The sequence below is a fragment of the Streptomyces sp. NBC_01408 genome (assembly GCF_026340255.1).
Lineage (GTDB): Bacteria > Actinomycetota > Actinomycetes > Streptomycetales > Streptomycetaceae > Streptomyces.
The window spans coordinates 883,133-907,305 of the sequence record NZ_JAPEPJ010000001.1; the positions used below are offsets into that span (position 1 = coordinate 883,133).

Annotated in this window: 23 protein-coding genes and 1 tRNA gene; 9 read left to right on the forward strand and 15 right to left on the reverse strand. The window is 72.0% G+C overall.

What is annotated here, in order from left to right:
- Positions 1 to 14: 14 nt before the first annotated feature.
- Together OG447_RS04070 and OG447_RS04075 are read right to left on the reverse strand one after the other, a co-directional pair.
- Positions 15 to 455: a DUF3574 domain-containing protein gene (locus OG447_RS04070; protein ID WP_266934901.1), complete on the reverse strand. Its 441-nt coding sequence runs from the start codon at positions 453 to 455 to the stop codon at positions 15 to 17.
- Between the two features lie 158 nt (positions 456 to 613).
- Positions 614 to 695: transfer RNA gene (locus OG447_RS04075), tRNA-Tyr, on the reverse strand.
- 199 nt (positions 696 to 894) lie between these two features.
- Here OG447_RS04075 and OG447_RS04080 point away from each other — a divergent pair.
- The 3 genes from OG447_RS04080 to OG447_RS04090 all read left to right on the forward strand — a co-directional run bounded on the left by OG447_RS04080 (position 895) and on the right by OG447_RS04090 (position 4,275).
- On the forward strand, positions 895 to 1,383 hold the full coding sequence (locus OG447_RS04080) for a YajQ family cyclic di-GMP-binding protein (RefSeq protein WP_031146023.1): 489 nt from the start codon (positions 895 to 897) through the stop codon (positions 1,381 to 1,383).
- A 210-nt stretch (positions 1,384 to 1,593) separates the two neighbouring features.
- Entirely contained in the window at positions 1,594 to 3,021 is a 1,428-nt protein-coding gene (locus OG447_RS04085; protein WP_266934902.1) for a SulP family inorganic anion transporter, read from the forward strand.
- Between the two features lie 18 nt (positions 3,022 to 3,039).
- Complete coding sequence (locus OG447_RS04090) at positions 3,040 to 4,275, forward strand: APC family permease (RefSeq protein ID WP_266934903.1); 1,236 nt, start codon at positions 3,040 to 3,042, stop codon at positions 4,273 to 4,275.
- On the opposite strand, the gene OG447_RS04095 is transcribed toward OG447_RS04090, so the two are convergent.
- Positions 4,259 to 4,783 (reverse strand): SMI1/KNR4 family protein, encoded by a 525-nt coding sequence (locus OG447_RS04095; protein ID WP_266934904.1) that lies wholly within the window; start codon positions 4,781 to 4,783, stop codon positions 4,259 to 4,261. The two genes, OG447_RS04090 and OG447_RS04095, sit on opposite strands and share 17 nt — an antisense overlap.
- 75 nt (positions 4,784 to 4,858) lie before the next feature.
- On the opposite strand from OG447_RS04095, the gene OG447_RS04100 reads away from it, so the two are divergent.
- On the forward strand, positions 4,859 to 5,416 hold the full coding sequence (locus OG447_RS04100) for a hypothetical protein (RefSeq protein ID WP_266934905.1): 558 nt from the start codon (positions 4,859 to 4,861) through the stop codon (positions 5,414 to 5,416).
- A gap of 79 nt (positions 5,417 to 5,495) precedes the next feature.
- Here the strand turns inward: OG447_RS04100 and OG447_RS04105 are convergent, their stop codons facing one another.
- The 12 genes from OG447_RS04105 to OG447_RS04160 all read right to left on the reverse strand — a co-directional run bounded on the left by OG447_RS04105 (position 5,496) and on the right by OG447_RS04160 (position 16,971).
- Complete coding sequence (locus OG447_RS04105; RefSeq protein WP_266934906.1) at positions 5,496 to 5,888, reverse strand: YccF domain-containing protein; 393 nt, start codon at positions 5,886 to 5,888, stop codon at positions 5,496 to 5,498.
- Positions 5,885 to 6,748, reverse strand: coding sequence for a zinc metalloprotease HtpX (gene htpX / locus OG447_RS04110; protein WP_266934907.1), 864 nt, complete (start codon positions 6,746 to 6,748; stop codon positions 5,885 to 5,887). The genes OG447_RS04105 and htpX overlap by 4 nt, the downstream gene beginning before the upstream one ends.
- Positions 6,749 to 7,002: 254 nt before the next feature.
- Entirely contained in the window at positions 7,003 to 8,544 is a 1,542-nt protein-coding gene (locus tag OG447_RS04115; protein ID WP_266934908.1) for an NADH-quinone oxidoreductase subunit N, read from the reverse strand.
- Complete coding sequence (locus tag OG447_RS04120; protein WP_266938743.1) at positions 8,541 to 10,100, reverse strand: NuoM family protein; 1,560 nt, start codon at positions 10,098 to 10,100, stop codon at positions 8,541 to 8,543. Before OG447_RS04120 ends, OG447_RS04115 begins: the two co-directional genes overlap by 4 nt.
- A 38-nt stretch (positions 10,101 to 10,138) precedes the next feature.
- Positions 10,139 to 12,142, reverse strand: coding sequence for an NADH-quinone oxidoreductase subunit L (locus OG447_RS04125; protein WP_266934909.1), 2,004 nt, complete (start codon positions 12,140 to 12,142; stop codon positions 10,139 to 10,141).
- A complete protein-coding gene (gene nuoK, locus OG447_RS04130; RefSeq protein WP_266934910.1) occupies positions 12,139 to 12,513 on the reverse strand; it encodes an NADH-quinone oxidoreductase subunit NuoK in 375 nt (124 codons plus the stop codon). The genes OG447_RS04125 and nuoK overlap by 4 nt, the downstream gene beginning before the upstream one ends.
- The gene (locus OG447_RS04135; RefSeq protein WP_266938745.1) at positions 12,513 to 13,118 is read right to left on the reverse strand and encodes an NADH-quinone oxidoreductase subunit J; all 606 of its coding nucleotides are present in this window, start codon (positions 13,116 to 13,118) and stop codon (positions 12,513 to 12,515) included. The genes nuoK and OG447_RS04135 overlap by 1 nt, the downstream gene beginning before the upstream one ends.
- Before the next feature lie 14 nt (positions 13,119 to 13,132).
- Positions 13,133 to 13,714: an NADH-quinone oxidoreductase subunit I gene (locus OG447_RS04140; protein WP_266938746.1), complete on the reverse strand. Its 582-nt coding sequence runs from the start codon at positions 13,712 to 13,714 to the stop codon at positions 13,133 to 13,135.
- The gene (locus OG447_RS04145) at positions 13,711 to 14,679 is read right to left on the reverse strand and encodes a complex I subunit 1 family protein (protein ID WP_266934911.1); all 969 of its coding nucleotides are present in this window, start codon (positions 14,677 to 14,679) and stop codon (positions 13,711 to 13,713) included. The genes OG447_RS04140 and OG447_RS04145 overlap by 4 nt, the downstream gene beginning before the upstream one ends.
- Complete coding sequence (locus tag OG447_RS04150) at positions 14,676 to 15,989, reverse strand: NADH-quinone oxidoreductase subunit C (RefSeq protein WP_266934912.1); 1,314 nt, start codon at positions 15,987 to 15,989, stop codon at positions 14,676 to 14,678. The genes OG447_RS04145 and OG447_RS04150 overlap by 4 nt, the downstream gene beginning before the upstream one ends.
- A complete protein-coding gene (locus OG447_RS04155) occupies positions 15,986 to 16,573 on the reverse strand; it encodes an NADH-quinone oxidoreductase subunit B (RefSeq protein ID WP_266934913.1) in 588 nt (195 codons plus the stop codon). Before OG447_RS04155 ends, OG447_RS04150 begins: the two co-directional genes overlap by 4 nt.
- The gene (locus OG447_RS04160) at positions 16,564 to 16,971 is read right to left on the reverse strand and encodes an NADH-quinone oxidoreductase subunit A (RefSeq protein ID WP_266934914.1); all 408 of its coding nucleotides are present in this window, start codon (positions 16,969 to 16,971) and stop codon (positions 16,564 to 16,566) included. The genes OG447_RS04155 and OG447_RS04160 overlap by 10 nt, the downstream gene beginning before the upstream one ends.
- A 147-nt stretch (positions 16,972 to 17,118) precedes the next feature.
- On the opposite strand from OG447_RS04160, the gene OG447_RS04165 reads away from it, so the two are divergent.
- From OG447_RS04165 to OG447_RS04185, 5 genes are all read left to right on the forward strand, one after another.
- The gene (locus OG447_RS04165; RefSeq protein ID WP_266934915.1) at positions 17,119 to 18,288 is read left to right on the forward strand and encodes a sensor histidine kinase; all 1,170 of its coding nucleotides are present in this window, start codon (positions 17,119 to 17,121) and stop codon (positions 18,286 to 18,288) included.
- 376 nt (positions 18,289 to 18,664) lie between these two features.
- Positions 18,665 to 19,990, forward strand: a complete 1,326-nt coding sequence (locus OG447_RS04170) for a sensor histidine kinase (RefSeq protein ID WP_266934916.1) — start codon at positions 18,665 to 18,667, stop codon at positions 19,988 to 19,990.
- Positions 19,991 to 20,238: 248 nt separating this feature from the next.
- Positions 20,239 to 20,898 (forward strand): response regulator transcription factor, encoded by a 660-nt coding sequence (locus OG447_RS04175; protein WP_323181818.1) that lies wholly within the window; start codon positions 20,239 to 20,241, stop codon positions 20,896 to 20,898.
- A gap of 156 nt (positions 20,899 to 21,054) precedes the next feature.
- Positions 21,055 to 22,998 carry a 2-oxoacid:acceptor oxidoreductase subunit alpha gene (locus tag OG447_RS04180; protein WP_266934918.1) on the forward strand — a complete coding sequence of 648 codons (1,944 nt, stop codon included), beginning with the start codon at positions 21,055 to 21,057 and terminating at the stop codon, positions 22,996 to 22,998.
- Positions 22,991 to 24,070, forward strand: coding sequence for a 2-oxoacid:ferredoxin oxidoreductase subunit beta (locus OG447_RS04185; RefSeq protein ID WP_266934919.1), 1,080 nt, complete (start codon positions 22,991 to 22,993; stop codon positions 24,068 to 24,070). Before OG447_RS04180 ends, OG447_RS04185 begins: the two co-directional genes overlap by 8 nt.
- The last annotated feature ends 103 nt before the right edge of the window (positions 24,071 to 24,173 follow it).

The following is a 24,173-nucleotide window of genomic DNA, read 5'->3' on the forward strand; positions in this document are numbered from 1 at the left end:
GGCCGTCGGCCGGCTCAGAACCCTGCGGTCACCTTGTCGTCGGAGCGGCCGACCGAATCCTGCTGGTACTGGTCCTCGTAGGCCTGCCGGATCCGTTCGATGCGTACGCTGCGGTCGTCGGCGTCCTTCTCCGGGTAGAGGAGCACCACCTCGTACGAGGTCTCGCGCACGCTCGTCCCGTCCTGGCCGCGCCACTGGCCGTACCCGTCGTGGACGGTGAGCCCTTCGGGGAAGGCGGGGGTGATCTCCCGGCCCAGGAACCGCATGAACTCGCTCTCGCCGACCTCGCCCCGGCCGTCCTGGCGTGCGGTGCCGAAGTAGAGCCGGGTCTCCCGGTAGGGCTCCCCCACCTCGGGGTGCAGTGCCGCCCCGACCAGAGCCGGGATTCCGGCGCCGAGGAGGGCGAGCAGGACTCCGCCCCCGACCTTTCCGCGCGTGTCTGATGTCCATTTCACGCCAGGTGAACGAACAGGGGACCGTGACGATGCGGGCCGTGGGCTTCCGTGCCGTCGAACGGGCGACGCCCGAAGCGGTGGTGCGCGGGTTTTGCGGGCACATGCGAGAGGACCCCCGCTCACTGCGTTTCCGCAGTTGAACGGGGGCCTCACTCGCGTGGCGGCGCCAGGATTCGAACCTGGGTAGGCAGAGCCGACGGATTTACAGTCCGTTCCCATTGGCCACTCGGGCACACCGCCATGGGATGCTGCCGGTTTTCCGCCTTTCGGCGGTGCTCTGCGGCAACGACGTAAACGATACCCGATCCACGGGGGTGCTTCGCCACCGGATTGATCAGCGCCCCCGGCGGGTGCGGTGGCTAGGCTTTGCGGAGCGGTCCGGGCCCGTCCGGCCGCGCCCTCCGGGGCCTTCGCAACCGACTTCAAGGAGCCACAGCACATGGCCGACTCCAGTTTCGACATCGTCTCGAAGGTCGAGCGGCAGGAGGTCGACAACGCCCTCAACCAGGCCGCCAAGGAGCTCTCGCAGCGCTACGACTTCAAGGGCACCGGCGCCACGATCGCCTGGTCCGGCGAGAAGATCCTGATGGAGGCGAACTCCGAGGAGCGCGTCAAGGCCGTCCTCGACGTCTTCGAGACCAAGCTGGTCAAGCGCGGGATCTCGCTCAAGGCGCTCGACGCCGGCGAGCCGCAGCTGTCCGGCAAGGAGTACAAGATCTTCGCCACGATCGAGGAAGGCATCTCCCAGGAGAACGCCAAGAAGGTCGCGAAGATCATCCGGGACGAGGGCCCCAAGGGCGTCAAGGCGCAGGTCCAGGGCGAGGAGCTGCGCGTCAGCTCCAAGAGCCGCGACGACCTGCAGGCCATCCAGGCGCTCCTCAAGGGCAAGGACCTGGACTTCGCGATCCAGTTCGTGAACTACCGCTGACCTGGCTCCCCCAGGTCCGCGACCTGCCTCCCACGCCGGCCCGGCGGTCTTCACCGACCGCCGGGCCGCGGCGCTTCCGGGGGTGCGGGGGGTGTGTGCGGGGCGTGAGCGGCGCGTGCGCCTGTGCGGGCTTCGGTGGGCACTGGGCAGGGATGGGTGCGCCCAGCAGGCTGGGTGGCATCCATCACCGCGTGGCAGGGGGGTTCTCGCATGCCTGGGGCCGGCACGTTTCGCGAAGACTTCGGGGCGTCCGTGGTCGTCGCGCTGGTCGCGCTACCCCTCTGTGTCGGGGTGGCCGTCGCCTCCGGTGTGCCGGCCGAGCTGGGGATCGTCACCGGGGTGGTCGGGGGGCTGGTCACCGGGTGGTTCCGCGGGAGCTCGCTCCAGGTGAGCGGTCCCGCTGCGGGACTCACCGTGCTCGTCTACGAGGCCGTGCGGACGTACGGTCTGCCCGCGCTCGGCGTACTCGTGCTGGCCGCCGGGCTGGTGCAGCTGGGCATGGGGGTGCTGCGGCTCGGGCGGTGGTTCCGGGCGATCTCGGTGGCCGTGGTGCACGGGATGCTGGCGGGCATCGGGCTCGTACTGATCGCCGGGCAGCTGTACGCACTGGCGGGCCGGGAGGCTCCGGGAGGGACCCTGGCCAAGCTGGCCGGGGTGCCGCAGCTCGGAGCGCAGGCCGACTGGGCGGCCGTGGCCCTCGGGGCGGGGACGGTCGCCCTCCTGGTGGCCTGGCGTCGGATGCCCGCCCGGCTGCGGGTCGTGCCCGGGGCGCTCGTCGGCGTGGCCGCTGCCACCGCCGTGGCCGAGCTGTTGCGGCTGCCCGTCGAGAAGGTCCGGGTGACGGGCGTGCTGGAGGCGGTGTCCCTGCCCGCCTTGGGGGACTTCGGGATCCTGGCCACCGCCGGGGCCGCCGGGACGGTGCTCGCGCTGGCCCTGATCGCCTCCGCCGAGACGCTGTTCAGCGCCGCCGCCGTGGACCGGATGCACGAGGGGCGCCGGACCCACTACGACCAGGAACTCGTGGCCCAGGGCGTCGGGAACACCCTGTGCGGGCTGCTGGGGGCGCTGCCGATGACCGCCGTGATCGTACGCAGCGCCGCGAACGTGGAGGCGGGGGCGCGCACCCGGGCGGCCCGGGTGATGCACGGCGGCTGGCTGCTGCTCTTCGCCGTGGCCTTCCCCCAGGTGCTGGAGGTCGTACCGCTCGCCGCGCTGGCCGGGGTACTGCTGCACGCGGGCTGGAAGCTGCTGCCGGGCCGGGCGGTGGCCGCGCTGTGGCAGACGCACCGGGGCGAGGCGGTGGTGCTGGTGGCCACGGCCGGCGCGATCGTGGTGACCAGCCTCTTCGAGGGTGTGCTGGCCGGGCTGGGGCTCGCCGTCGCCAAGGCGGCCTGGGAGACCTCCCACGTGCACATCGAGGAGGCGTGGGAGGGCGAGGAGTTGTGCGTCCGGGTCGTGGGGAACGCCAGCTTCCTGCGGCTGCCCAAGCTGCTGGACGCCCTGGACGCGCTGCCGCACGGGCAGCCGGTGCGGCTCGACCTGAGCGGGCTGCGCCATCTCGACCACGCCTGTCTGACCGCCCTGGAGGGGTGGGAGCGCAAGCGGGCGCCGCTGCCCGGACGCGAAGGCGTCATCTAGGGCGGTTACCCTCCGCCCGTGGAACACGAGTTGAAGCGCACTCTGGGCGTGTCCGACGCCGTCGTCGTCGGACTCGGTGCGATGGTCGGCGCCGGGATCTTCGCCGCCCTCGCCCCGGCGGCGCGCGCGGCGGGCGGCGCGCTCCTCGCTGCGCTCGCGCTGGCGGCCCTCGTCGCCTATTGCAACGCGCACTCCTCGGCGCGGCTCGCGGCCCGCTACCCGTCCTCCGGCGGCACCTACGTCTACGGGCGTGAGCGGCTCGGCCCCTTCTGGGGCTATCTGGCCGGCTGGGGGTTCGTGATCGGCAAGACCGCCTCGTGCGCCGCGATGGCGCTCACCGTCGGCGCGTACGTCTGGCCGGGGCAGCAGCACGCCGTGGCCGTCGCCGCGGTGGTGACGCTGACCGCCGCGGGCTACGGCGGGGTGCAGAAGTCGGCCCGGATCACCCGGCTGATCGTGGCGGCGGTACTGGCGGTGCTGGCGGCCGTGGTCGTGGTGTGCCTGGGCTCCGGTGCGGCCGACGCCGGGCGGCTGGCCGGCGCGGACTGGGGAGCCGTCGGGCTGCTGCAGGGCGCCGGGCTGCTGTTCTTCGCCTTCGCGGGGTACGCCCGGATCACCACCCTGGGTGAGGAGGTGCGCGACCCGGAGCGCACCATCCCGCGGGCCGTGCCGCTGGCCCTGGGGATCGCGCTGCTGGTGTACGCGGCCGTGACGGTGGCGGCCCTGTCGGTGCTCGGCGCCGACGGGCTGGCGGAGTCGGCGGCCCCGCTCGCCGACGCGGTCCGGGCGGCCGGCGCGCCCGGACTGGCCCCGGTCGTCCGGGTGGGCGCGGCGCTGGCCGCGCTGGGGTCGCTGCTCGCCCTCGTCCTCGGGGTCTCGCGGACCACGCTGGCGATGGCCCGGGACGGTCATCTCCCCCGGGCGCTGGCCGCCGTGCATCCCCGGCGGCAGGTCCCGCACCATGCCGAGCTGGCAGTGGGTGCGGTCGTGGCGGTGCTCGCGGCCACCGCCGATCTGCGGGGCGCGATCGGTTTCTCGTCCTTCGGAGTGCTCGTCTACTACGCGATCGCGAACGCTTCCGCCTGGACTCTCGGTTCAGTTGTCAAGGGTCGGGTCGTGGCAGCAGTCGGGCTGTCCGGCTGTGTGGTGCTGGCCTGCGCGCTGCCCCTCGCGTCGACGGTCACGGGGGTGGCGGTGCTGGCCGCGGGCGCCTTGGCCTACGGGGTGCGGGCGCGGCTCAGATCCGGGATCTGAACTCGGCCCAGGGCGCCAGGTCCAGGTCGTACTCCTCCCCGGCGGCGGAGTCCTCGCAGTACCAGGCGGTCCCGTCGAGCCAGCCGCGGAGCCAGCCGGCCAGGCTCGGGGTGTCGAGGGACCAGGCGAGCTCCGGTTCGCCTGGATTCGGGTCGAACAGCAGGACTTGGGCGGTGGCGGAACGGCAGTCCACGCAGGCGTACATGGCGCAGCCGAAGTCGGCCATCGGCAGCACGCCCTCGGGCCAGCGCCAGGCGGAGGCTCTCATCCGCTGGTACTCCAGGACGGCACGGCGCAGGGGCAGCAGCCCGTGCTCGGGGCCGAAGTCGCCGTCCCCGACGCGGCGGTAGAGCTCACCGAGCAGCGGGGGCAGGGGGAAGCCGAGTATGTCTTCGGCGCGGGCGGTCTCCCCCCTGCCCAGAGGCGCGGGCAGGGTCTTGCCGCACCCCTTCGCGGACGTGCGTACACGGTCTGCGACTTGCTCCAGCAACTGCTCGGTCCCGTCCATGCATACAGCGTGACCGACCCCACTGACAATCGCCCTGACCTGGGCATTCGACCGGTCCGCCACTACTCTGCGGTGATGGCCTTCCTCTCCCGCCCGGCCCGCGTGGCCGGCATCGCGCTGGCCGCGGCAGCCGTCGCCGCCGGCGTCGTCTTCGTATGGCTGTACCAGGACCAGTCGCAGCAGGGCCAGTTCGCCTCGGATCCGCGTCCCTGCGCGCTCGTTTCGGCCGGGACGGCCGCCCGCCTCCTGCCGGAGCCGGCGGACGGGGTGGAGGCGATGTCGTACTGCAGTTGGGCGGGTCCCGGTCTCGGGAAGGGCGCGCAGCCTGTCCTGCAGGTGCAGGTGAGCCGGCTGCGGCTTGACGAGGCGCGGAGCAGCTTCCAGCGCACTCAGGAGGAGTCGGCGGGGAAGATGGGTCCGATGACGACGGACCTGACGGACTTCGGCGACGAGGCGTTCGTCCGCACGCGCTACCCGAGCGGGGGCCGGAGTACGACGGAGATCTTCTTCCGTCGGAGCAATGTGGTGGTGGCGGTCCGGTACGCCCCTGTGGACGGCGACGGCGAGAAGGCCTACGCGGGCGCCTACGACGTGGCCACGGAGGCGGCGGCCGAGCTCCGCAAGGCGAGGTAGCGGCCCCGCGAGCGTGGAGGCCGGTCCGCCGCCCGGGCGGACCGGCCTTCACGGGCCCGCACGGGCCCGCGTACGCGGCTCAGCGCGAGGCGAACGGCGCGTCCGTCGGGACGATTTCGCGGCCCAGCGGGAGCAGGGCGAGCGGCACCATCTTGAAGTTGGCGATGCCGAAGGGGATGCCGATGATCGTGATGCAGAGGGCGATGCCGGTGAAGATGTGGCTCAACGCCAGCCACCAGCCCGCCAGGACCAGCCACAGGACGTTGCCGATGGCGGACCCCGCGCCCGCGTCGCGCCGCTCGACCGTGGTGTAGCCGAAGGGCCAGAGGGCGTAGACCGCGATGCGGAAGGCGGCGATCCCGAAGGGGATGCCGATGATGGTGATGCAGAGGATCAGGCCCGCGAGGCAGTAGCCCAGGAACAGCCAGATGCCGCTGAGTACGAGCCAGATGATGTTCAGAATGGTCTTCACTGCCGGCGGCCTGCCATCTGTTCGAGCCGGGCGATCCGCTCGGCCATCGGGGGGTGCGTGGAGAACATCTTAGAAAGCCCTTCGCCCGGACGGAACGGGTTGGCGATCATCATGTGGCTCGCGGTCTCCAGCCGGGGTTCGGCGGGCAGCGGGAGCTGCTTGGTGCCGGCGTCCAGCTTTCGCAGGGCGCTGGCCAGGGCGAGCGGGTCCCCGGTGAGCTGGGCGCCGGAGGCGTCCGCCTCGTACTCGCGCGAGCGGCTGATGGCGAGCTGGATCACGGATGCGGCCAGCGGGCCCAGGATCATGATGAGCAGCATGCCGAAGAGGCCGGGGCCCTCGTCGTCGTTCGACCGGCCGACCGGAATCAGCCAGGCGAAGTTCACCAGGAACATGATCACCGAGGCGAGCGCTCCGGCGACCGACGAGATCAGGATGTCGCGGTTGTAGACGTGGCTCAGCTCATGGCCGATGACTCCGCGCAGCTCCCGTTCGTCGAGGATGCGCAGGATGCCCTCGGTGCAGCAGACGGCCGCGTTGCGCGGGTTGCGGCCGGTGGCGAAGGCGTTGGGTGCCTCGGTCGGCGAGATGTACAGCCGGGGCATGGGCTGGCGCGCGGACGTGGAGAGCTCGCGCACCATGCGGTAGAGCTCGGGGGCTTCGAACTCGCTGACGGGGCGGGCGCGCATCGCGCGTAGAGCCAGCTTGTCGCTGTTCCAGTACGCGTACGCGTTCGTCCCGAGGGCGATGACGACGCCGACGATCAGGCCGGTCCGTCCGAAAAAGCTCCCGATGACGATGATGAGTGCGGACAGCCCGCCGAGGAGTACGGCGGTCTTGAGCCCGTTGTGCCGGCGGTGCACGGTACGCCCTCCTAGTGGTGCGGCAGGGGGACCCCGTCCAGGATCTGCGGATCTGCGGGTCTACGGTCCAGTGGACGCTCCCTTCCTGGTCAACGCCAGGTGAGGGCTTCTGGTTCCCAGGGCGCACCGGGGCCGCCGCCCCCGTGGCCGGGGCCGTGGGGCGGCGGCGGGCGTTACTCCGTACGGGTTACCGCGCGGGTCCCGGCGTACGGGCAACCGCGTACGGGCGACCGCGTACGGGCCGCGGCGTGCGGCTACTGCGGGAAGAGGCTGCCGGACGCGAAGCGCAGGACCAGCTGCGGGGCGCCCGAGAGGACGAGCGCCGCGGCCGCGGTGACCGCGATGGCGACGGTGACCGGCCAGGGGGCCTTCGCGGGTGCCGTGGCCGGGGCTTGGGCGGTCTCCGGGGTCCGGAAGAGCAGCGCCGTCCAGCGCAGGTAGTAGTAGAGGGCGATCACGACGTTGACGGCCATGACCACGGCCAGCCAGCCCAGGCCCGCGTCGACCGCGGAGCGGAAGACGGTGACCTTGGCGAAGAGGCCGATGAGGCCCGGGGGCAGGCCGGCCAGGCAGAGCAGGAAGAAGGCCAGCGAGAGGGCGGCGAGGGGCCGCTCGGCGTACAGGCCGCGGTAGTCGCTGATCCGGTGGAGCGGCTTCGTCCGGGCGACCAGCGCGGCGACGGCGAAGGCTCCGAGGTTCACGGCGGCGTACATGAGGGCGTAGGCGACGGTGGAGCCGATCTGGTCGCGCCCGGAGTACGCGGCCGCCGCGATGGGGACCAGCAGGTAGCCGGCCTGGCCGACCGAGGACCAGGCGAGCAGCCGGACGGCGCTGTTCGGGCGGTCGGCGGACTGGCGCAGGGCGGCGGCGTTGCCCAGGGTCATGGTGAGGGCGGCGAGGACGGCCAGGGCGGGGCCCCAGATGTCGGAGTACGCCGGGAAGGCGATGACCGTGACGAGGATCAGGCCGGTGAAGCCGACGGCCTTGCCGATCACCGAGAGGTAGCCGGCGACGGGCAGGGGCGCGCCGACGTAGGTGTCGGGGACCCAGAAGTGGAAGGGGACGGCCGCGGTCTTGAAGGCGAAGCCGACGAGGGTGAGCGCGACCCCGGCCATGGCGAGGGTGTCGAGCTGCCCGGGGACGTCTTCGAGACGGTCGGCGACCTGGGTGAGGTGCAGGGAGCCGGTGGCGGCGTAGACGAAGCTGACGCCCAGCAGCGACACGGCGGTGGCGGTGACGGAGGACAGGAAGAACTTGAGCGCGGCCTCGGAGGAGAGCCGGTCGCCGCGGCGCATGCCGACGAGGGCGAACGCGGGCAGCGAGGCCACTTCGAGGGCGACGATCAGGGTGGCGAGGTCGCGGGAGGCGGGCAGCAGGGCCGCGCCGGCGGCGGAGGACAGCAGCAGGAACCAGTACTCGCCGGCGGGCATGCGCGTGTCGCGGACGGCGGTCACCGACAGCAGGGCGGTGACCAGGGCGCCGCCGAGGACCAGGAACTGGACGACGAGCGCGAAGTGGTCGGCCACGTAGCTGCAGGCCGCCGGGTCGCCGGTCAGGCAGAAGGTGCTGCGGTCGCCGGCGCGCAGCGGCAGCAGGAGGGCGGTCGCGGCGGCCAGGCCGGCCACGGAGATCCAGCCGAGGAGGGGCTTGCGCCGCTCGGGTACGAAGAGGTCGGCGACCAGGACGGCCAGGGCGACGGTCGCGGTGACGACCACGGGCGCGATGGCGAGCCAGTCGACGGACTGGACCAGGCTCGCGGTCGGTTCGGTGGCGGCTGCGGCGGACAGGGCCGTCATGAGTTGCCTCCTGCGAGGAGCTTCTGGACGGCCGGGTCGGTGAGGCCGAGGAGGACCGCGGGCCACAGGCCGGCGAGGACGGTGAGGGCGACGAGCGGGGTCCAGGCGGCGAACTCGTAGTGCTGGACGTCCGGAAGGGCGGCGGGGGCTGCGCTCTCGGCCTTCGGGTCGCCCATGCACACGCGCCGCACGACGATCAGCAGGTAGGCGGCGGTGAGCAGGGTGCCGAACGCGCCGACGGCCATGAAGGTGAGGAATGCGGGACGGGACAGGCCCTCGGCCGGCTCGAAGGCCCCGAACAGGGCCAGCATCTCGCCCCAGAAGCCGGCCAGGCCGGGCAGGCCGAGCGAGGCGACGGCGGCGAAGGCCAGGAGCGCGCCGAGGCGGGGGGCGCGGCCGTAGAGGGCGGCGCCGGTGGCCCCGGCGAGGGTGTCGAGGTCGGCGGTGCCGTACCGGTCCTTGAGGGCGCCGACGAGGAAGAAGAGGAGGCCGGTGATCAGGCCGTGGGCGATGTTCGCGAACAGCGCGCCGTTGACGCCGGTGGGGGTCATGGAGGCGATGCCGAGGAGGACGAAGCCCATGTGGCCGACGGAGGAGTACGCGATGAGGCGCTTGAGGTCGCCCTTGTTGCCCTTGCGGGCCAGCGCCAGGCAGGCGAGGGAGCCGTAGACGATGCCGACGGCCGCGAAGGCGCCGAGGTAGGGGGCGAAGGTGTGCATGCCGTCGGGGGTGACGGGGAGCAGGATGCGGACGAACCCGTACGTGCCCATCTTGAGCAGGACGCCGGCCAGCAGGACGGATCCGACGGTGGGCGCGGCGGTGTGGGCGTCGGGCAGCCAGCTGTGCAGCGGCCACATCGGGGTCTTCACGGCGAGGCCGATGCCGATGGCGAGGACGGCCAGGAGCTGGGTGGTGTACGTCAGTTCGCGGCCGTTGTCAGAGGCGAGTGCCACCATGTCGAAAGTGCCGCTGTTCACTCCGATGAGCAGCAGGCCGAGCAGCATGACGACGGAGCCGAGGAGGGTGTAGAGGATGAACTTCCAGGCGGCGGCCTGCCGCTGAGCACCGCCCCAGCGGGCGATGAGGAAGTACATCGGGATGAGGACCATCTCGAAGGCGAGGAAGAAGAGCATCAGGTCGAGGACGGCGAAGGTGGCGAGGGTGCCGGACTCGAGTACGAGGAGCAGCGCGACGAAGGCCTTCGGGGAGGGGCCCTCGGGGAGCTTGAAGTAGCTGTAGAGCGCGCAGAGGAAGAACAGCAGCGCGGTCATCAGGAGGAGGGGGAGCGAGATGCCGTCGACGCCGAGGTGGATCCGGATGTTCAGCGCCGGGATCCAGCTGATGTCCGTCGTCGCCTGGAAGCGGGACGGGGTGTCGTGGTCGAAGCCCAGGGTGAGGGCGATCGCCGCGGCGAGGATCACGCCGGTCACGGTCACGCCGTGGCGCAGCACGGCCTGTTCGGGGCTCTTGCCCTTGAGCCCGGGCGGGGGCGGCAGGAGGGCCGCGACGGCGCCGAGGAGCGGTGCGGCCACGATGAACGCCAGAAGGAACTGCATCACGGACGGGCTGATATCAATCACGGCTGACTCACGGCTCACGATCCGGCGTTGACGTTGGCGAGGACGGCGGTGGCGATCGCCAGGACCACGGCACCGGCGAGCAAGGCGCTCAGGTAGCTCTGCACGTTGCCGGTCTGGGCGCGGCGTACGAGGCTGCCGAGCAGCCGGGGGCCGATGCCCGCGCCGCGGACGTAGGCGTCCACGACCTCGCGGTCGAGGAAGCGGACGAGGCTCGCGGCCGCGCGGACGGGGCGGACGAAGAGCCGGTCGTAGACGGCGTCGAGGTGGAAGCCGTCGGCCGCGTGGCGGTGCAGCGGGCCGAGTAGCGCCTTGCCAGGGTCGGGGGCGGTGCCTGCGGGGACGGCGGGGTGGTCGTGGGTGACCTCGGCGACCTCGGGGGTCTCGGCGGCCGATGCGGCGGCGGCGACCGACACGGATACGCCGGCTCCGGCCCGGGTTCCGGCCGCGCTCTTGGCTACGGCGCCCTGCCAGAGGCCGTAGGTCAGCAGGACGCCGATGAGGGCGGCGCCGGTGCCGAGGACCGAGGTGGTCAGGGTCGGGGTGAGCTGCCCGCCGTCGAACCAGTCGGCGAGGGGGACGGCGGCGAGGCCGAAGGCGATCGACGGGATCGCCAGCAGCCACAGCACGCCCGTCATGGCCACGGGTTCCTTGCCGTGGTCGGGGGCCTCGGCGCCCCGGCCGCGGAAGGCCATCAGCCACAGGCGGGCGGCGTAGGAGGCGGTGAGCAGGGCGGTCAGCAGGCCTGCGATCAGCACCAGCCAGCCGGCCGCGGCGGGTGCCTGCTCGGAGTGTCCGGCGGCAGCCAGTTCGGCGGCGACGAGGACGGCTTCCTTGGAGAAGAAGCCGGCGAAGGGCGGGATGGCGGCGAGCGCGAGGAGCGCGATCGTCATCGTCCAGAAGGCGTCGGGGATGCGCTTGGCCAGGCCGTCCATGCGGGACATGGCGGCCAGGGAGTTCGTACCGGCGGCGTGGATGATCACGCCCGCGCCGAGGAACAGCAGTGCCTTGAAGGCGCCGTGGGACAGGAGGTGGAAGACGGCCGCGCCGCGGTCGGTGACGGCCAGGGCTCCGGTCATGTAGCCGAGCTGGCCGATCGTGGAGTAGGCGAGCACGCGCTTGATGTCGTCCTGGGCCAGGGCGGCGAGGCCGGAGCCGATCATCGTGACGGCCGCCATGACGGCCATGACCACCAGCGCGGCCTGCGAGGCCGCGAAGACCGGGAGGAGTCGGGCGATGAAGTAGACACCGGCGGCGACCATCGTCGCGGCGTGGATCAGCGCGGAGACCGGGGTGGGGCCCGCCATGGCGTCGGGGAGCCAGGTGTGCAGCGGGAACTGCGCGGACTTGCCCGCGACGCCGGCGAGGAGGAGCAGCGCGATCAACGTGGGGTGGTCGAGCCCGCCTGCGGCGACGGTGTCCAGGATCTTGGTGATCTGGAAGGAGTCGGCGTCGGTGGCGAGCGCGAACAGGCCGATCAGGAAGGGGACGTCACCGAGCTTGGTGACGAGGAAGGCCTTCAGGGAGGCGGAACGGGCCGCTTCGGTCTCCCAGTAGTGGCCGACCAGGAAGTACGAGCAGATGCCCATGATCTCCCAGCCGACCAGCAGCACCATCAGGTCGCCGGAGTAGACGACGAGCAGCATGGCGGAGGTGAAGAGGGAGACCAGGGCGGCGTACGAGGGGTAGCGCGGGTCCTCGCGGAGGTACGCCGTCGAGTAGATCTGTACGCAGGTGGCGACGAGCCCGACCAGGACGGCGACCAGCACGGCGAAGCCGTCGATGTAGAGCGAGAGGTCGATCGGTACCGAGCCGGTCGGGGTCAGCTCAGTGGCGGTGCTGATCGGCGTGCCACCGCCCTGCCGGATCGCGACGAGCACGGCCAGGACGGCGGCGGCGAGCGTCGGCAGGATGGCGAGCGGCCGGACGAAGCCGGGGGCGGTGCGGCCGAGGAGCAGTCCGGCCACCGCGCCCAGGAAGGGGAGGAGGGGGACGAGGACGGCGAGGGTCGGGGTGGTCACGCGGCGACCTCGCTCTGCGTGTTCGGCGTGTTCGGGCTGTTCGGCGTGGTGGAGGCGGGCTCGTGGCCCTCCGCGGTGTCGCGGAGCCGGTCGACGTCCGAGGTGCCCCGGTTGCGGTACACCATCAGCACGATCGCGAGGCCGATGCCGATTTCGGCGGCGGCGATGGCGATGGTGAAGAGGGTGAGGGCCTGGCCCGCGTGGAGCGCGTCGCGCAGCCAGACGTCGAAGGCGACCAGGTTGAGGTTGACGGCGTTGAGCATCAGCTCGACGGACATCAGGACCAGGATGGCGTTGCGGCGGGCGAGCACTCCGTACAGGCCCGTGCAGAAGAGGAGCGCCGCGAGCACGGCGGGGTAGGCGAGGTGCATCAGCGCTGCCCCTTGTCACGGGCGTCGGCGGGGGCGGCGGAGTCGGCGGGGGAGGCGGAGTCGGCCGGATCGGTCCTGCGGGACAGCACGATGGCGCCGATCAGGGCGGCCAGGAGGAGGACGGAGAGCGCCTCGAAGGGCAGCACCCAGTGCTGGAAGAGGATCTCGCCGGAGACCTTCGTGGAGCCCTGGGCGGGGCCGTCGAGGTCGATCCAGGTGGTGCGGAAGGCGTCGACGACGACCCAGACCAGCGCGACGGCGGCGGTCACGGCGACGCCGAGCGCGACCCAGTGGTTGCCGGAGTCCGCGTCCGGGGAGCGGCCGATGGGGGCCTTGGTGAGCATCAGTCCGAAGAGGAGGAGGACGACCACGGATCCGAGGTAGATGAGGACCTGGACCCAGGCGATGAACTCCGCGGTCAGCAGCAGGTACTCGACGGCGATGCCGCCGAGCGCGACGACCAGCCAGAGGGCGGCGTGCACCAGTTGCTTCGTGGTGACGGTGACGAGCGCCGCGCCGAGGGTGGCGAGGCCGACGAGGACGAAGGCGATCTCGACGCCCGTCGGGGAGAGGAAGCCGGGCCCGGTGGTGGCGGCTGCGGCCAGGGTGGCGGCGGGGGTCACGCGTCTGCCTCCGGGGTCGCGGTGGTCTCGGCCTCGGCTGCGGCTGCCGCGGCAGCGGCGGCTTCGGCCTTCTCCACCGCCTTGCGGGCGGCGGCGACTTCCTTGGGCTCCTCGGCGGCCGGGTCCAGCGCGGGCGGCGCCGGCACGGTCCACATCCACTCGCGGAGCTTGTCGCGCTCGTGCGTCAGTTCGTGGATGTCGGTCTCCGCGTACTCGAACTCCGGCGACCAGAAGAGGGCGTCGAAGGGACACACCTCGATGCAGATGCCGCAGTACATGCAGAGGGAGAAGTCGATGGCGAAGCGGTCGAGGACGTTGCGGCTGCGCTCGCGGCCACCGGGCGTGGACGCCGGGACCGTCTCCTTGTGGGAGTCGATGTAGATGCACCAGTCGGGGCACTCGCGGGCGCACAGCATGCAGACCGTGCAGTTCTCCTCGAACAGGCCGATGACCCCGCGGGAGCGGGGCGGGAGTTCGGGCTGGACCTCGGGGTACTGGGCGGTGTGCGAGCGCTTCGTCATCGTGCGCAGCGTGACCGCCAGGCCCTTGGCGAGGCCGGATCCGGGGATGGGCATCAGTTGATCGCCACCTTCACGATGCCGGTGAGCGCGATCTGGGCGAGCGCGAGCGGAATGAGTACGGTCCAGGCGAGCTTCTGGAGCTGGTCCTCGCGCAGGCGGGGGTAGCTCACGCGGAGCCAGATCACCACGAAGGCGAGGACCGCGGTCTTGAGCAGGGTCCAGACCCAGCCGAGGCCGTCGGCTCCGAAGGGCCCGTGCCAGCCGCCGAGGAACAGGACGGTGGTGAGGGCGCAGAGGACGACGATGCCCGCGTACTCGGCGAGCAGGAACAGCGCGAAGCGCAGGCCCGTGTACTCGGTGTACGCGCCGAAGATGATCTCGGAGTCGGCGACGGGCATGTCGAAGGGGGGCCGCTGGAGTTCGGCGAGGCCCGCCGTGAAGAAGACGAGCGCGCCGACGATCTGCCAGGGGAGCCACCACCACTGGAAGCCCTCGACGATGCCGGGGAGGGAGACAGTCCCGGCGGCCATGGCCACGGAGGCCGCGGCGAGGAGCATGGGGAGCTCGTAGGCGAGCAGCTGGGCGGCGGTACGCAGGCCGCCGAGCAGCGAGAACTTGTTGGCGGAGGCCCAGCCGGCCATGAGCGAGCCGAGTACTCCGACGCCCATGACGGCGAGTACGAAGAACAGCCCGGCGTCGATGACCTGCCCGACCGCGCCCTCGCCGGGGCCGATGGGGACGGCGACGAGGACGAGGAGGTACGGGAGCAGGGCGACGGCGGGCGCGAGCTGGAAGATCCGCCGGTCGGCGTTGGCCGGGACGATGTCTTCCTTCTGCGCGAACTTCACGCCGTCGGCGACGAGCTGGGCCCAGCCGTGGAAGCCGCCGGCGTACATGGGGCCGAGGCGGCCCTGCATGTGGGCCATCACCTTGTGCTCGGTCTGCCCGACGACGAGCGGGAGCACGAGGAAGACGGCGAAGACGATGATCAGCCGCAGGGCGACGTCGAGGACCTCGTTCACGCGTCGCCTCCGTTGTCGCGGGTGGTCTCGGGCCCGGCCGTATCCGCGTCTTCCGCCGGCGCGGGCTCAGCGGGCTTCGCCTCCGGCGCGGGGGTCGCGGCGGCCTCCGCCTCCGGCGCGGGCTCGGGCTTCGCCTCCGGCGCGAGCTCGGGCTTCGCTTCCGGCTTCGGCTTCGTCTGCGGCTCGTCGAAGGCGGGCTTCGGGTCGTGCCAGGGCGCGTCGGAGCTGCGCGGGGCCGGGCGGGCGGGAGCCTGCGGCTCGGCCGCCGGGGTCTGGCTCGCGGAGCCTTCGCCCGCGGTCCGCGTACGGCGCACCGGCCGGGCCGGGGCTTCGGCATCCGGCGCCGGGGCCGCGGCGGCCTCCGGGGTCACCGCGGCCTCCGGGGTCACCGCGGCCTCCGGGGTCGCCGCGGCGGCCTGGCTGGCCGAGCCCTCCGACACCGAGCGGGTGCGGCGCACCGGCCGGGCCGGGGCTTCGGCATCCGGCGCCGGGGCCGCGGCGGCCTCCGGGGTCACCGCGGCCTCCGGGGTCGCCGCGGCGGCCTGGCTGGCCGAGCCTTCCGACACCGAGCGGGTGCGGCGCACCGGGCGGGCCGGGGCTTCGGCGTCCGGGGTCGGGGTCGCCGCTGTGTCCGCGGCCGGGCGGGGGCGGCGGGCCGGGGCGCCCTCGCGCGCGGCGCCGGCGGCACCGGCGGCGCGGGGGGTACGGGCCGGGCGGGCCGGGGCCGGTGGCAGCTGGCCCTTCATCGGGCCCCAGTCGTTGGGGTCCGGGACGCCCGGCGGAAGCATCTGGCGGCGCTTGGGCGCGTCCGGGTCGTGGGCCTCGCCGGGCTCCTTTGCTCCGGGCCAGGCCTTGGCGACGCGCGCGGCCAGGACGAAGTCCTTGCGCAGCGGGTGCCCCTCGAAGTTCTCCGGGAGGAGGAGGGGAACGAGGTTCGGGTGGTCGGTGAAGATCACCCCGAACATCTCGAAGGTCTCGCGCTCGTGCCACGCCGCGCCCGCGTAGACCGCGACCGCGGACGGCAGGGAGGGGGCCGTGTGCGGGACGGTCGTACGGAGCAGCAGCCGGCGGACGCGGTGGTTCTCCAGCGAGACGACGTGCGCGCAGATCCGGAAGCCGGTGCCCGGCTCGTCCACGGCGCTCAGCCAGTCGAAGTAGGTGCAGCCGAGCTTGTCCCGGGCGATCTCCAGGGAGGAGATCCAGGAGCCGACGGGCACGTCCACCGTCAGGAGGTCGTAGGCGTACGACCCGACGGCCTCTTCGCCGAAGACCGTCGGCGCCGCGTCGGGCAGGGAGTCGTAGAGGTTCACGCACCGCTCCCGGGGGCCGGCGGAGGCGTGACCAGGCCGCTGGTCAGCTGGGACACGGACGGATCCGTCGCGTAGCGGTCCGCGAGCGACTCTCGGGCGATCTTCTCCTGGAGCTTGAGGATGCCCTGGAGGAGCGCCTCCGGCCGGGGTGGGCAGCCGGGTACGTAGACGTCGACCGGGATGATCTGGTCGACGCCCTTCGTCACCGAGTACGAGTCCCAGTAGGGGCCGCCGCAGTTGGAGCAGGCGCCGAAGGAGATGACGTACTTCGGCTCCGGCATCTGCTCGTAGAGCCGCTTCACGGCGGGAGCCATCTTGTCGGTGACCGTGCCCGAGACGATCATCAGGTCGGCCTGGCGCGGCCCCGGCGCGAAGGGGATGACGCCGAGGCGGATGAAGTCGTGGCGGGCCATCGACGCGGCGATGAACTCGATCGCGCAGCAGGCGAGGCCGAAGTTGAAGACCCACAGGCTGTACCGGCGGCCCCAGTTCAGGACCACCTTCATGGGTTCCGGGGCGAGCCGGGAGAGAACTCCCAGGCGCTTGGGCTCCGGCAGCATCACAGGCTCCGGTGTCACGTCCATTCGAGGACGCCCTTCTTGTACGCATAGAGCAGGCCGACGGCCAGGAAGCCGAGGAAGATGAACATCTCCACCAGCGTCGTGGCGCCGTAACCGGCGGCGGCGAACACCGTCGCCCACGGGAACAGGAAGATCGAGTCGACGGCGAAGATGACGTAGAGGAAGGCGTAGACGTAGTAGCGGACCTGGGTGTGCGCCCAGCCCTCGCCCACCGGGTCCACGCCGCATTCGTACGTCAGCAGCTTCTCGGGGGTCGGCACCACGGGGCGCAGCAGGCGGCCGGCGCCGAAGGCCACCGCCACGAAGAGCACACCGAGAAGGGCCAGCAGGCCGACGACCGAATAGCTCCGGAAATAGTCGGCTGCGAGCACGGTTACGGTCGATACCGTTGGGTCGGACACGTCCGTTCCTCGCTCCTTGGCCACTGTCGACGATCTGTTACGCACGGGAGTCTAGGGCCTGCCTCACACGGGGTGGGGTTATCCCCCGTTCACAGCACCCCGGTCACCCCATGGCATCCGCGCGTCGCAGTTGACAGGCTGTGACGCATGACCACGAGCCATGACATCCCCGACGAGGACCGACCTCCCCCGGTGCGCGCCGTCTTCAGCGCCGCGACGTGGAAGGAGATCGCCCATCTGCTGACCAACCTGCCGATGGCGATCGTCGGTTTTGCCTACACGGTTGTCATGGTTTCCACCGCGGGCGGTCTGTCGGTGACCGCAATCGGTCTTCCGCTGCTCGCTTGCGGTCTTTTCGGGTCTCGGCAGCTGGGACGGCTGGAGCGGGCGCGGGCCCGGACGCTGCTGGGCGTACGGGTGGACGAGCCGACTCCGATTCCCGGTCCACGGCGGTCGGGGGGTTTCTTCCCCTGGCTGTGGACGAGCATCAAGGACCCCGTCGGCTGGCGGAACGTGCTGTACGACCTGATCCGGCTGCCGTGGGGCGTACTGACCTTCAGTATCGCGCTGACAGGGCTGTTCGTGCTGTGGCCGGTCCTGCCTTATGTGGTGCGCGGCCTGACGAACGTGGACCGCGCGATGGTACGGGGCCTGCTGTCGCCCTCGGACGAGTTGGAGCGGCGGATCGCCGAGCTGGAGTCCGACCGGGGCGTGGTGGTCGACACCGCGGCCGCCGACCTGCGGCGCATCGAGCGGGACCTGCACGACGGGGCGCAGGCCCGGCTGGTGGCGCTGGCCATGGGTCTGGGCCTGGCGAAGGAGAAGCTGCTGGAGGACCCGGAGGGCGCGGCGGCGATGGTCGACGAGGCGCACGGGGAAGTGAAGCTGGCCCTCCAGGAGCTGCGGGACCTCGCGCGGGGCATCCACCCGGCGGTGCTGACGGACCGCGGCCTGGACGCGGCGCTGTCGTCGGTGGCTTCGCGGTGCGTGGTGCCGGTGAAGGTGGCGGTGGACCTTCCGGCCCGGCCCGCGGAGGCGATCGAGGGGATCGCGTACTTCGTGGTGTCGGAGCTGCTGCAGAACGTGAGCAAGCACGCGCGGGCGCGGGGCGCGGGCGTCGAGGTGTGGCGGTCGGGGGACCGCCTGCTGATCCGGGTCTCGGACGACGGGCGGGGTGGTGCGCGGATGTCCGGCGGGACGGGGATGGCCGGGCTCGCGGAGCGGCTGGGGGCGGTGGACGGGGTGTTCGTCCTGGACTCCCCGGAGGGGGCGGGGACCGTGGTGACGGCGGAGCTGCCGTGGCGCGGCCGCGGGTAGCCGGGGCGTGGTTTCTTGAGCGGGGCTCCCGTCCGGGTGGGCGGGGGCCCCGCCGCCGTGCGCCCGGGTGCGGCGCCGCTTCCCGGGGCTCCGCCCCGGACCCCGCGCCTCAAACGCCGGCGGGGCTGGAATTGCGCGGCTTCCGCCCCGATGGACGGGGCCCGCCCGTGCGTCCCGGTGCGGCGCCGCCTCCCGGGGCTCCGCCCCGGACCCCGCGCCTCAAACGCCGGCGGGGCTGGAATTGGCCTCGGCCGGGCTTCGATCGCCTGGTGGGGTTAACCCCACTGTTGAGAGGCCCACTCGCCGCATGGTTCGGCGGGGTGGGGGGCGGCAGGGTGGGGGCGTGGAGAGAAGACGGGAAGGGCGGGTCGGGACCATGGACGACGGCAGGGGAACGGGTTCGGGTTTCGGGGCGGTGCTGCGGGCGCCGCTTGCCGGGCGGACGTGGCGGGAGTTCGGGTATCTGCTGGTGGGGCTGCCGCTCAGCACGCTGTACTTCTCGCTCGTCGTCACCGGCGTGAGCCTCGGCGCCGGGCTGCTCGTCACCTTCCTCGGGATCCCGGTCCTGGCGGGCGTGCTCGCGATGTGCCGGGGGTTCGGGCACGTGGAGCGGGCCCGGGTGCGGGCCCTGCTCGGCACCCGCATCGCCGATCCCGCGCCGATCCGGGCCCGGAAGGGCGGGGCCCTGGCCGCCATGGGGGCGCTGCTCAAGAGCGGGAGCGCCTGGCGGCACGTCCTGTACTCCGTGATCCACTTCCCGTGGGCGGTGTTCGGCTTCTGCGTGGCGCTGACGTTCTGGGCGACCGGCTGGTCCCTCGTGCTGTACCCGGCCTGGTTCTGGGTCCTCCCCACCTTCAGTGACCAGCCCGGCCTGCTGCTCTTCGAGAACGGCGACTACTCCTTCTACATCGACTCGCCCGTGGAGATCGCCCTGATCTTCCTGGTCGGGCTGGCGATCACCCTCGCGACACCCTGGGTGCTGCGGGCCCTGACCACCGTCGACCGGCTCCTGGTCGGCGGGCTGCTCGGTCCGTCGCACCTGGACAGCCGCGTCAGCGAGCTGGAGTCCGACCGGGGGGTGGTCGTGGACACGGCAGCCGCCGACCTGCGGCGCATCGAGCGGGACCTGCACGACGGAGCGCAGGCCCGGCTGGCGGCGCTCGCCATGGACCTGGGGCTGGCGAAGGAGAAGCTCGCCGGGGACCCGCGGGTCGCGGCCCGAATGGTGGACGAGGCCCACGGTGAGGTGAAGATCGCCCTCCAGGAGCTGCGCGACCTGGCCCGCGGGATCCACCCGGCGGTGCTGACCGACCGCGGCCTGGACGCCGCGCTGTCCTCGGTGGCCTCGCGGTGCGCCGTGCCGGTGCGGGTGGCCGTGGACCTGCCGGCCCGCCCCGCGGCCGCGATCGAGGGGATCGCGTACTTCACCGTCGCGGAGCTGTTGCAGAACGTCACCAAGCACGCCTCGGCCCGGTCGGCCTCGGTGGACGTGTGGAAGGCCGGGGAGCGGCTGCTGATCCAGGTGGCCGACGACGGCCGCGGCGGGGCGGGAGCCGGAGTCGTAGTCGGCGCCAGGGCCGGGGCCGGGACGGGGCTGGCGGGGCTGACCGAGCGGCTGGACGCCGTCGACGGGGTGCTGGTCGTGGATTCCCCGGCCGGTGGCGGGACCACGGTCACCGCCGAGCTCCCCTGGCGACCGTAGACCCGACCAGACCCGGCCCAGCCCGGCAGGACCCGACCCGGCCGGACCCGTCCCGCCCGGCGGCGCCCCCGCCCGGCCCGCCCCCGCCCGGCGGCGCCCCCGCCCGGCCCGGGGCTGAAAACTCCCGCCGCACGCACACTCGTTGTTCCAGCTCTGCCTGGATCCGGCCTTGAGGCTGGGATGCTTGGCTGGGTAACGCGAGTGCGGTAACGAGTGGACGCGGGAGCTGCTGAGTAGTGGAAGACAGGGTGCGGGTGGTCATCGCCGAGGATTCGGTGCTGCTGCGTGAGGGCCTGACCCGGTTGCTGACCGACCGGGGGCATGACGTCGTCGCGGGCGTCGGGGACGCGGAAGCCCTGATCAAGACCGTGGCGGAGCTGGCGGCCGAGGACGCGCTGCCGGACGTGGTGGTGGCCGACGTACGGATGCCGCCGACGCACACCGACGAGGGCGTACGGGCCGCCGTACGGCTGCGGCGGGAGCATCCCGGGATAGGCGTGCTGGTCCTGTCGCAGTACGTGGAGGAGCAGTACGCCACCGAACTCCTGGCCGGTTCGAGCACCGGGGTGGGGTACCTGCTCAAGGACCGGGTGGCCGACGTGCGGGAATTCCTGGACGCCGTGGTCCGCGTGGCCCGGGGCGGTACCGCGCTGGACCCCGAGGTCGTCGCCCAGCTGCTCGGCCGCAGCCGGAAACAGGACGTGCTGGCGGGTCTGACCCCGCGCGAGCGCGAGGTACTGGGCCTGATGGCCGAGGGCCGTACGAATTCCGCCGTGGCGAAGGCGCTGGTGGTGAGCGACGGGGCGGTGGAGAAGCACGTCAGCAACATCTTCATGAAACTCGGCCTCTCGCCCAGTGACGGGGATCACCGGCGTGTTCTGGCCGTTCTCACTTACCTGAAATCTTGATCGACTGACACTCTGTCAGATATGGCACATGGCATACCGGTCGGATCGTCTCAATGGGCGGTCCGACGGTCCAGAATGTGGTCGCCCCCTTGGACCTGATCGCTACGGACGTAGGGTGGGTCTTGGGGAACCACGCCTCGAAGGAGGTCCAGTTCAGTGACCAGCCAGGTCAGTAGCCCAGCCGAGCAGGCCGACGGGGCCGGCGGTGCGGTTGTCGGTGGACAGCGCACCTCGACGGATCCCAGCGGCAAGGAAGTCCGCCGTCTCGACCGTGTGATCATCCGCTTCGCGGGTGACTCGGGTGACGGTATGCAGCTCACCGGTGACCGGTTCACGTCGGAGACGGCGTCTTTCGGCAACGACCTGTCGACGCTGCCGAACTTCCCCGCCGAGATCCGGGCGCCCGCCGGGACCCTGCCGGGCGTCTCCTCGTTCCAGCTGCATTTCGCCGATCACGACATCCTCACCCCGGGCGACGCCCCGAACGTGCTGGTGGCGATGAACCCGGCGGCGCTGAAGGCGAACATCGGGGACGTGCCGCGCGGCGCGGAGATCATCGTCAACACCGATGAGTTCACCAAGCGCCCGATGGCCAAGGTCGGGTACGAGACCTCGCCGCTGGAAGACGGCTCCCTCGACGCCTACAACCTGCACCCGGTGCCGCTGACCACGCTGACGCTGGAGGCCCTGAAGGACTTCGGGCTGCCCCGCAAGGAGGCCGAGCGCAGCAAGAACATGTTCGCGCTGGGCCTGCTGTCGTGGATGTACCACCGGCCGACGGAGGGTACGGAGTCCTTCCTGCGGCAGAAGTTCGCGAAGAAGCCGCAGATCGCGGAGGCGAACGTCGCCGCGTTCCGGGCGGGCTGGAACTTCGGGGAGACGACGGAGGACTTCGCGGTCTCCTACGAGGTCGCGCCCGCGAGCAAGGCCTTCCCCACCGGCACCTACCGCAACATCTCGGGGAACCTCGCCCTGTCCTACGGCCTGATCGCGGCCGGCCAGCAGGCGGACCTGCCGCTGTACCTGGGCTCGTACCCGATCACCCCGGCCTCCGACATCCTGCACGAGCTGTCGAAGCACAAGAACTTCGGCGTGCGCACCTTCCAGGCCGAGGACGAGATCGCCGGGATCGGCGCGGCGCTGGGAGCGGCGTTCGGCGGGGCGCTGGCCGTGACGACCACCTCCGGGCCGGGTGTGGCCCTGAAGTCGGAGACCATCGGGCTGGCGGTTTCGCTGGAGCTTCCGCTGCTGGTCGTGGACATCCAGCGCGGCGGCCCCTCCACCGGCCTGCCGACCAAGACGGAGCAGGCCGACCTTCTCCAGGCCATGTACGGGCGCAACGGCGAGGCCCCGGTCCCGATCGTCGCCCCCTGCACGCCGGCGGACTGCTTCGACGCGGTGCTGGAGGCGGCCCGGATCGCGCTGACCTACCGGACCCCGGTGTTCCTGCTCTCCGACGGCTACCTCGCCAACGGCTCCGAGCCGTGGCGGATCCCCGAGGTCGCCGACCTGCCGGACCTGAGGGTCCAGTTCGCCACCGCCCCCAACCACACGCTGCCCGACGGCAGCGAGGCGTTCTGGCCCTACAAGCGCGATCCGCAGACCCTGGCCCGCCCCTGGGCCGTGCCGGGCACCCCGGGCCTGGAGCACCGCATCGGCGGCATCGAGAAGCAGGACGGCACCGGGAACATCTCCTACGACCCCGCCAACCACGACTTCATGGTCCGCACCCGCCAGGCCAAGATCGACAACATCGCGGTACCGGACCTGGTGGTGGACGACCCGGACGGAGCCCGCACCCTGGTCATCGGCTGGGGTTCCACGTACGGCCCCATCACCGCCGCGGTCCGCCGCCTGCGCGGCGCCGGCCGGCCCGTCGCCCAGGCCCACCTGCGCCACCTCAACCCGTTCCCGGGGAATCTCGAAGAGGTCCTGAGGCGTTACGACAAGGTAGTGGTGCCGGAGATGAACCTCGGGCAGCTCGCGAGCCTGATCCGGGCGAAATACCTGGTCGACGCCCAGTCGTACAACCAGGTCAACGGAATGCCGTTCAAGGCCGAGCAGCTCGCCAAGGTCCTCGAGGAGGCCATCAATGACTGAGGTGACGGACGCCCCCGCCGGCCACCGGGACCTGCTGTCGCTGGTGCCCAAGGCCGAAGCGAAGCAGTCGATGAAGGACTTCAAGTCCGACCAGGAAGTCCGCTGGTGCCCCGGCTGCGGCGACTACGCCGTACTCGCCGCCGTGCAGGGGTTCATGCCCGAACTCGGGCTGGCGAAGGAGAACATCGTCTTCGTCTCCGGGATCGGCTGCTCCTCCCGCTTCCCGTACTACATGAACACCTACGGGATGCACTCCATCCACGGCCGCGCCCCGGCCATCGCCACCGGCCTGGCCACCTCCCGCCGCGACCTGTCCGTCTGGGTCGTCACCGGTGACGGCGACGCGCTGTCCATCGGCGGGAACCACCTGATCCACGCCCTGCGCCGCAACGTCAACCTGAAGATCCTGCTGTTCAACAACCGGATCTACGGTCTGACCAAGGGTCAGTACTCCCCCACCTCGGAAATCGGCAAGATCACCAAGTCCACGCCGATGGGCTCCCTGGACGCCCCCTTCAACCCGGTGTCCCTGGCCATCGGCGCCGAGGCCTCCTTCGTCGCCCGGACGATCGACTCCGACCGCAAGCACCTCACCGAGGTCCTGCGCCAGGCCGCCGACCACCAGGGCACCGCCCTCGTGGAGATCTACCAGAACTGCAACATCTTCAACGACGGCGCCTTCGAGGCCCTCAAGGACAAGGACCAGGCCCTCGACGCGGTGATCCGCCTCGAACACGGGCAGCCCATCCGCTTCGGCGTCGACAACGCCAAGGGCGTCGTCCGCAACCCCGCCAGCGGAGACCTGGAAGTCGTCACGGTGACCCCCGAGAACGAGGCGCGCGTCCTCGTCCACGACGCGGGCGTCACCAGCCCCACCAACGCCTTCGCGCTCTCCCGCCTCGCCGACCCCGACACCCTGCACCAGACGCCCATCGGCGTCTTCCGCAGCGTCGAGCGGCCCGTCTACGACACCCTCATGGCCGACCAGCTCGACACGGCGATCGACCGCCACGGCAAGGGCGACCTCACGTCCCTCCTCCACGGCAACGACACCTGGACCGTCATCGGCTGACCGGCAGGACACAGCGGTGCGCGAAGCCCGGATCCCCCACGGGATCCGGGCTTCGCGCGTACCGGGCGCCGCGGGCCCCGGCCGGGCGGTCCACGGGAGCCGC

What these genes read in the sequence shown, in the direction of transcription:
- nuoK (WP_266934910.1), bottom strand. Translation starts at nt 12,513, where the DNA reads ATGCACCTCGCCTACCCCGCCGTGCTCGCGGCGCTCCTCTTCTGCACG.
- OG447_RS04165 (WP_266934915.1), top strand. Translation starts at nt 17,119, where the DNA reads ATGACCACGAGCCATGACATCCCCGACGAGGACCGACCTCCCCCGGTG.
- OG447_RS04155 (WP_266934913.1), bottom strand. Translation starts at nt 16,573, where the DNA reads ATGGACGTGACACCGGAGCCTGTGATGCTGCCGGAGCCCAAGCGCCTG.
- OG447_RS04120 (WP_266938743.1), bottom strand. Translation starts at nt 10,100, where the DNA reads ATGCAGTTCCTTCTGGCGTTCATCGTGGCCGCACCGCTCCTCGGCGCC.
- OG447_RS04100 (WP_266934905.1), top strand. Translation starts at nt 4,859, where the DNA reads ATGGCCTTCCTCTCCCGCCCGGCCCGCGTGGCCGGCATCGCGCTGGCC.
- OG447_RS04080 (WP_031146023.1), top strand. Translation starts at nt 895, where the DNA reads ATGGCCGACTCCAGTTTCGACATCGTCTCGAAGGTCGAGCGGCAGGAG.
- OG447_RS04115 (WP_266934908.1), bottom strand. Translation starts at nt 8,544, where the DNA reads ATGACGGCCCTGTCCGCCGCAGCCGCCACCGAACCGACCGCGAGCCTG.
- OG447_RS04085 (WP_266934902.1), top strand. Translation starts at nt 1,594, where the DNA reads ATGCCTGGGGCCGGCACGTTTCGCGAAGACTTCGGGGCGTCCGTGGTC.
- OG447_RS04095 (WP_266934904.1), bottom strand. Translation starts at nt 4,783, where the DNA reads ATGGACGGGACCGAGCAGTTGCTGGAGCAAGTCGCAGACCGTGTACGC.
- OG447_RS04185 (WP_266934919.1), top strand. Translation starts at nt 22,991, where the DNA reads ATGACTGAGGTGACGGACGCCCCCGCCGGCCACCGGGACCTGCTGTCG.
- OG447_RS04170 (WP_266934916.1), top strand. Translation starts at nt 18,665, where the DNA reads ATGGACGACGGCAGGGGAACGGGTTCGGGTTTCGGGGCGGTGCTGCGG.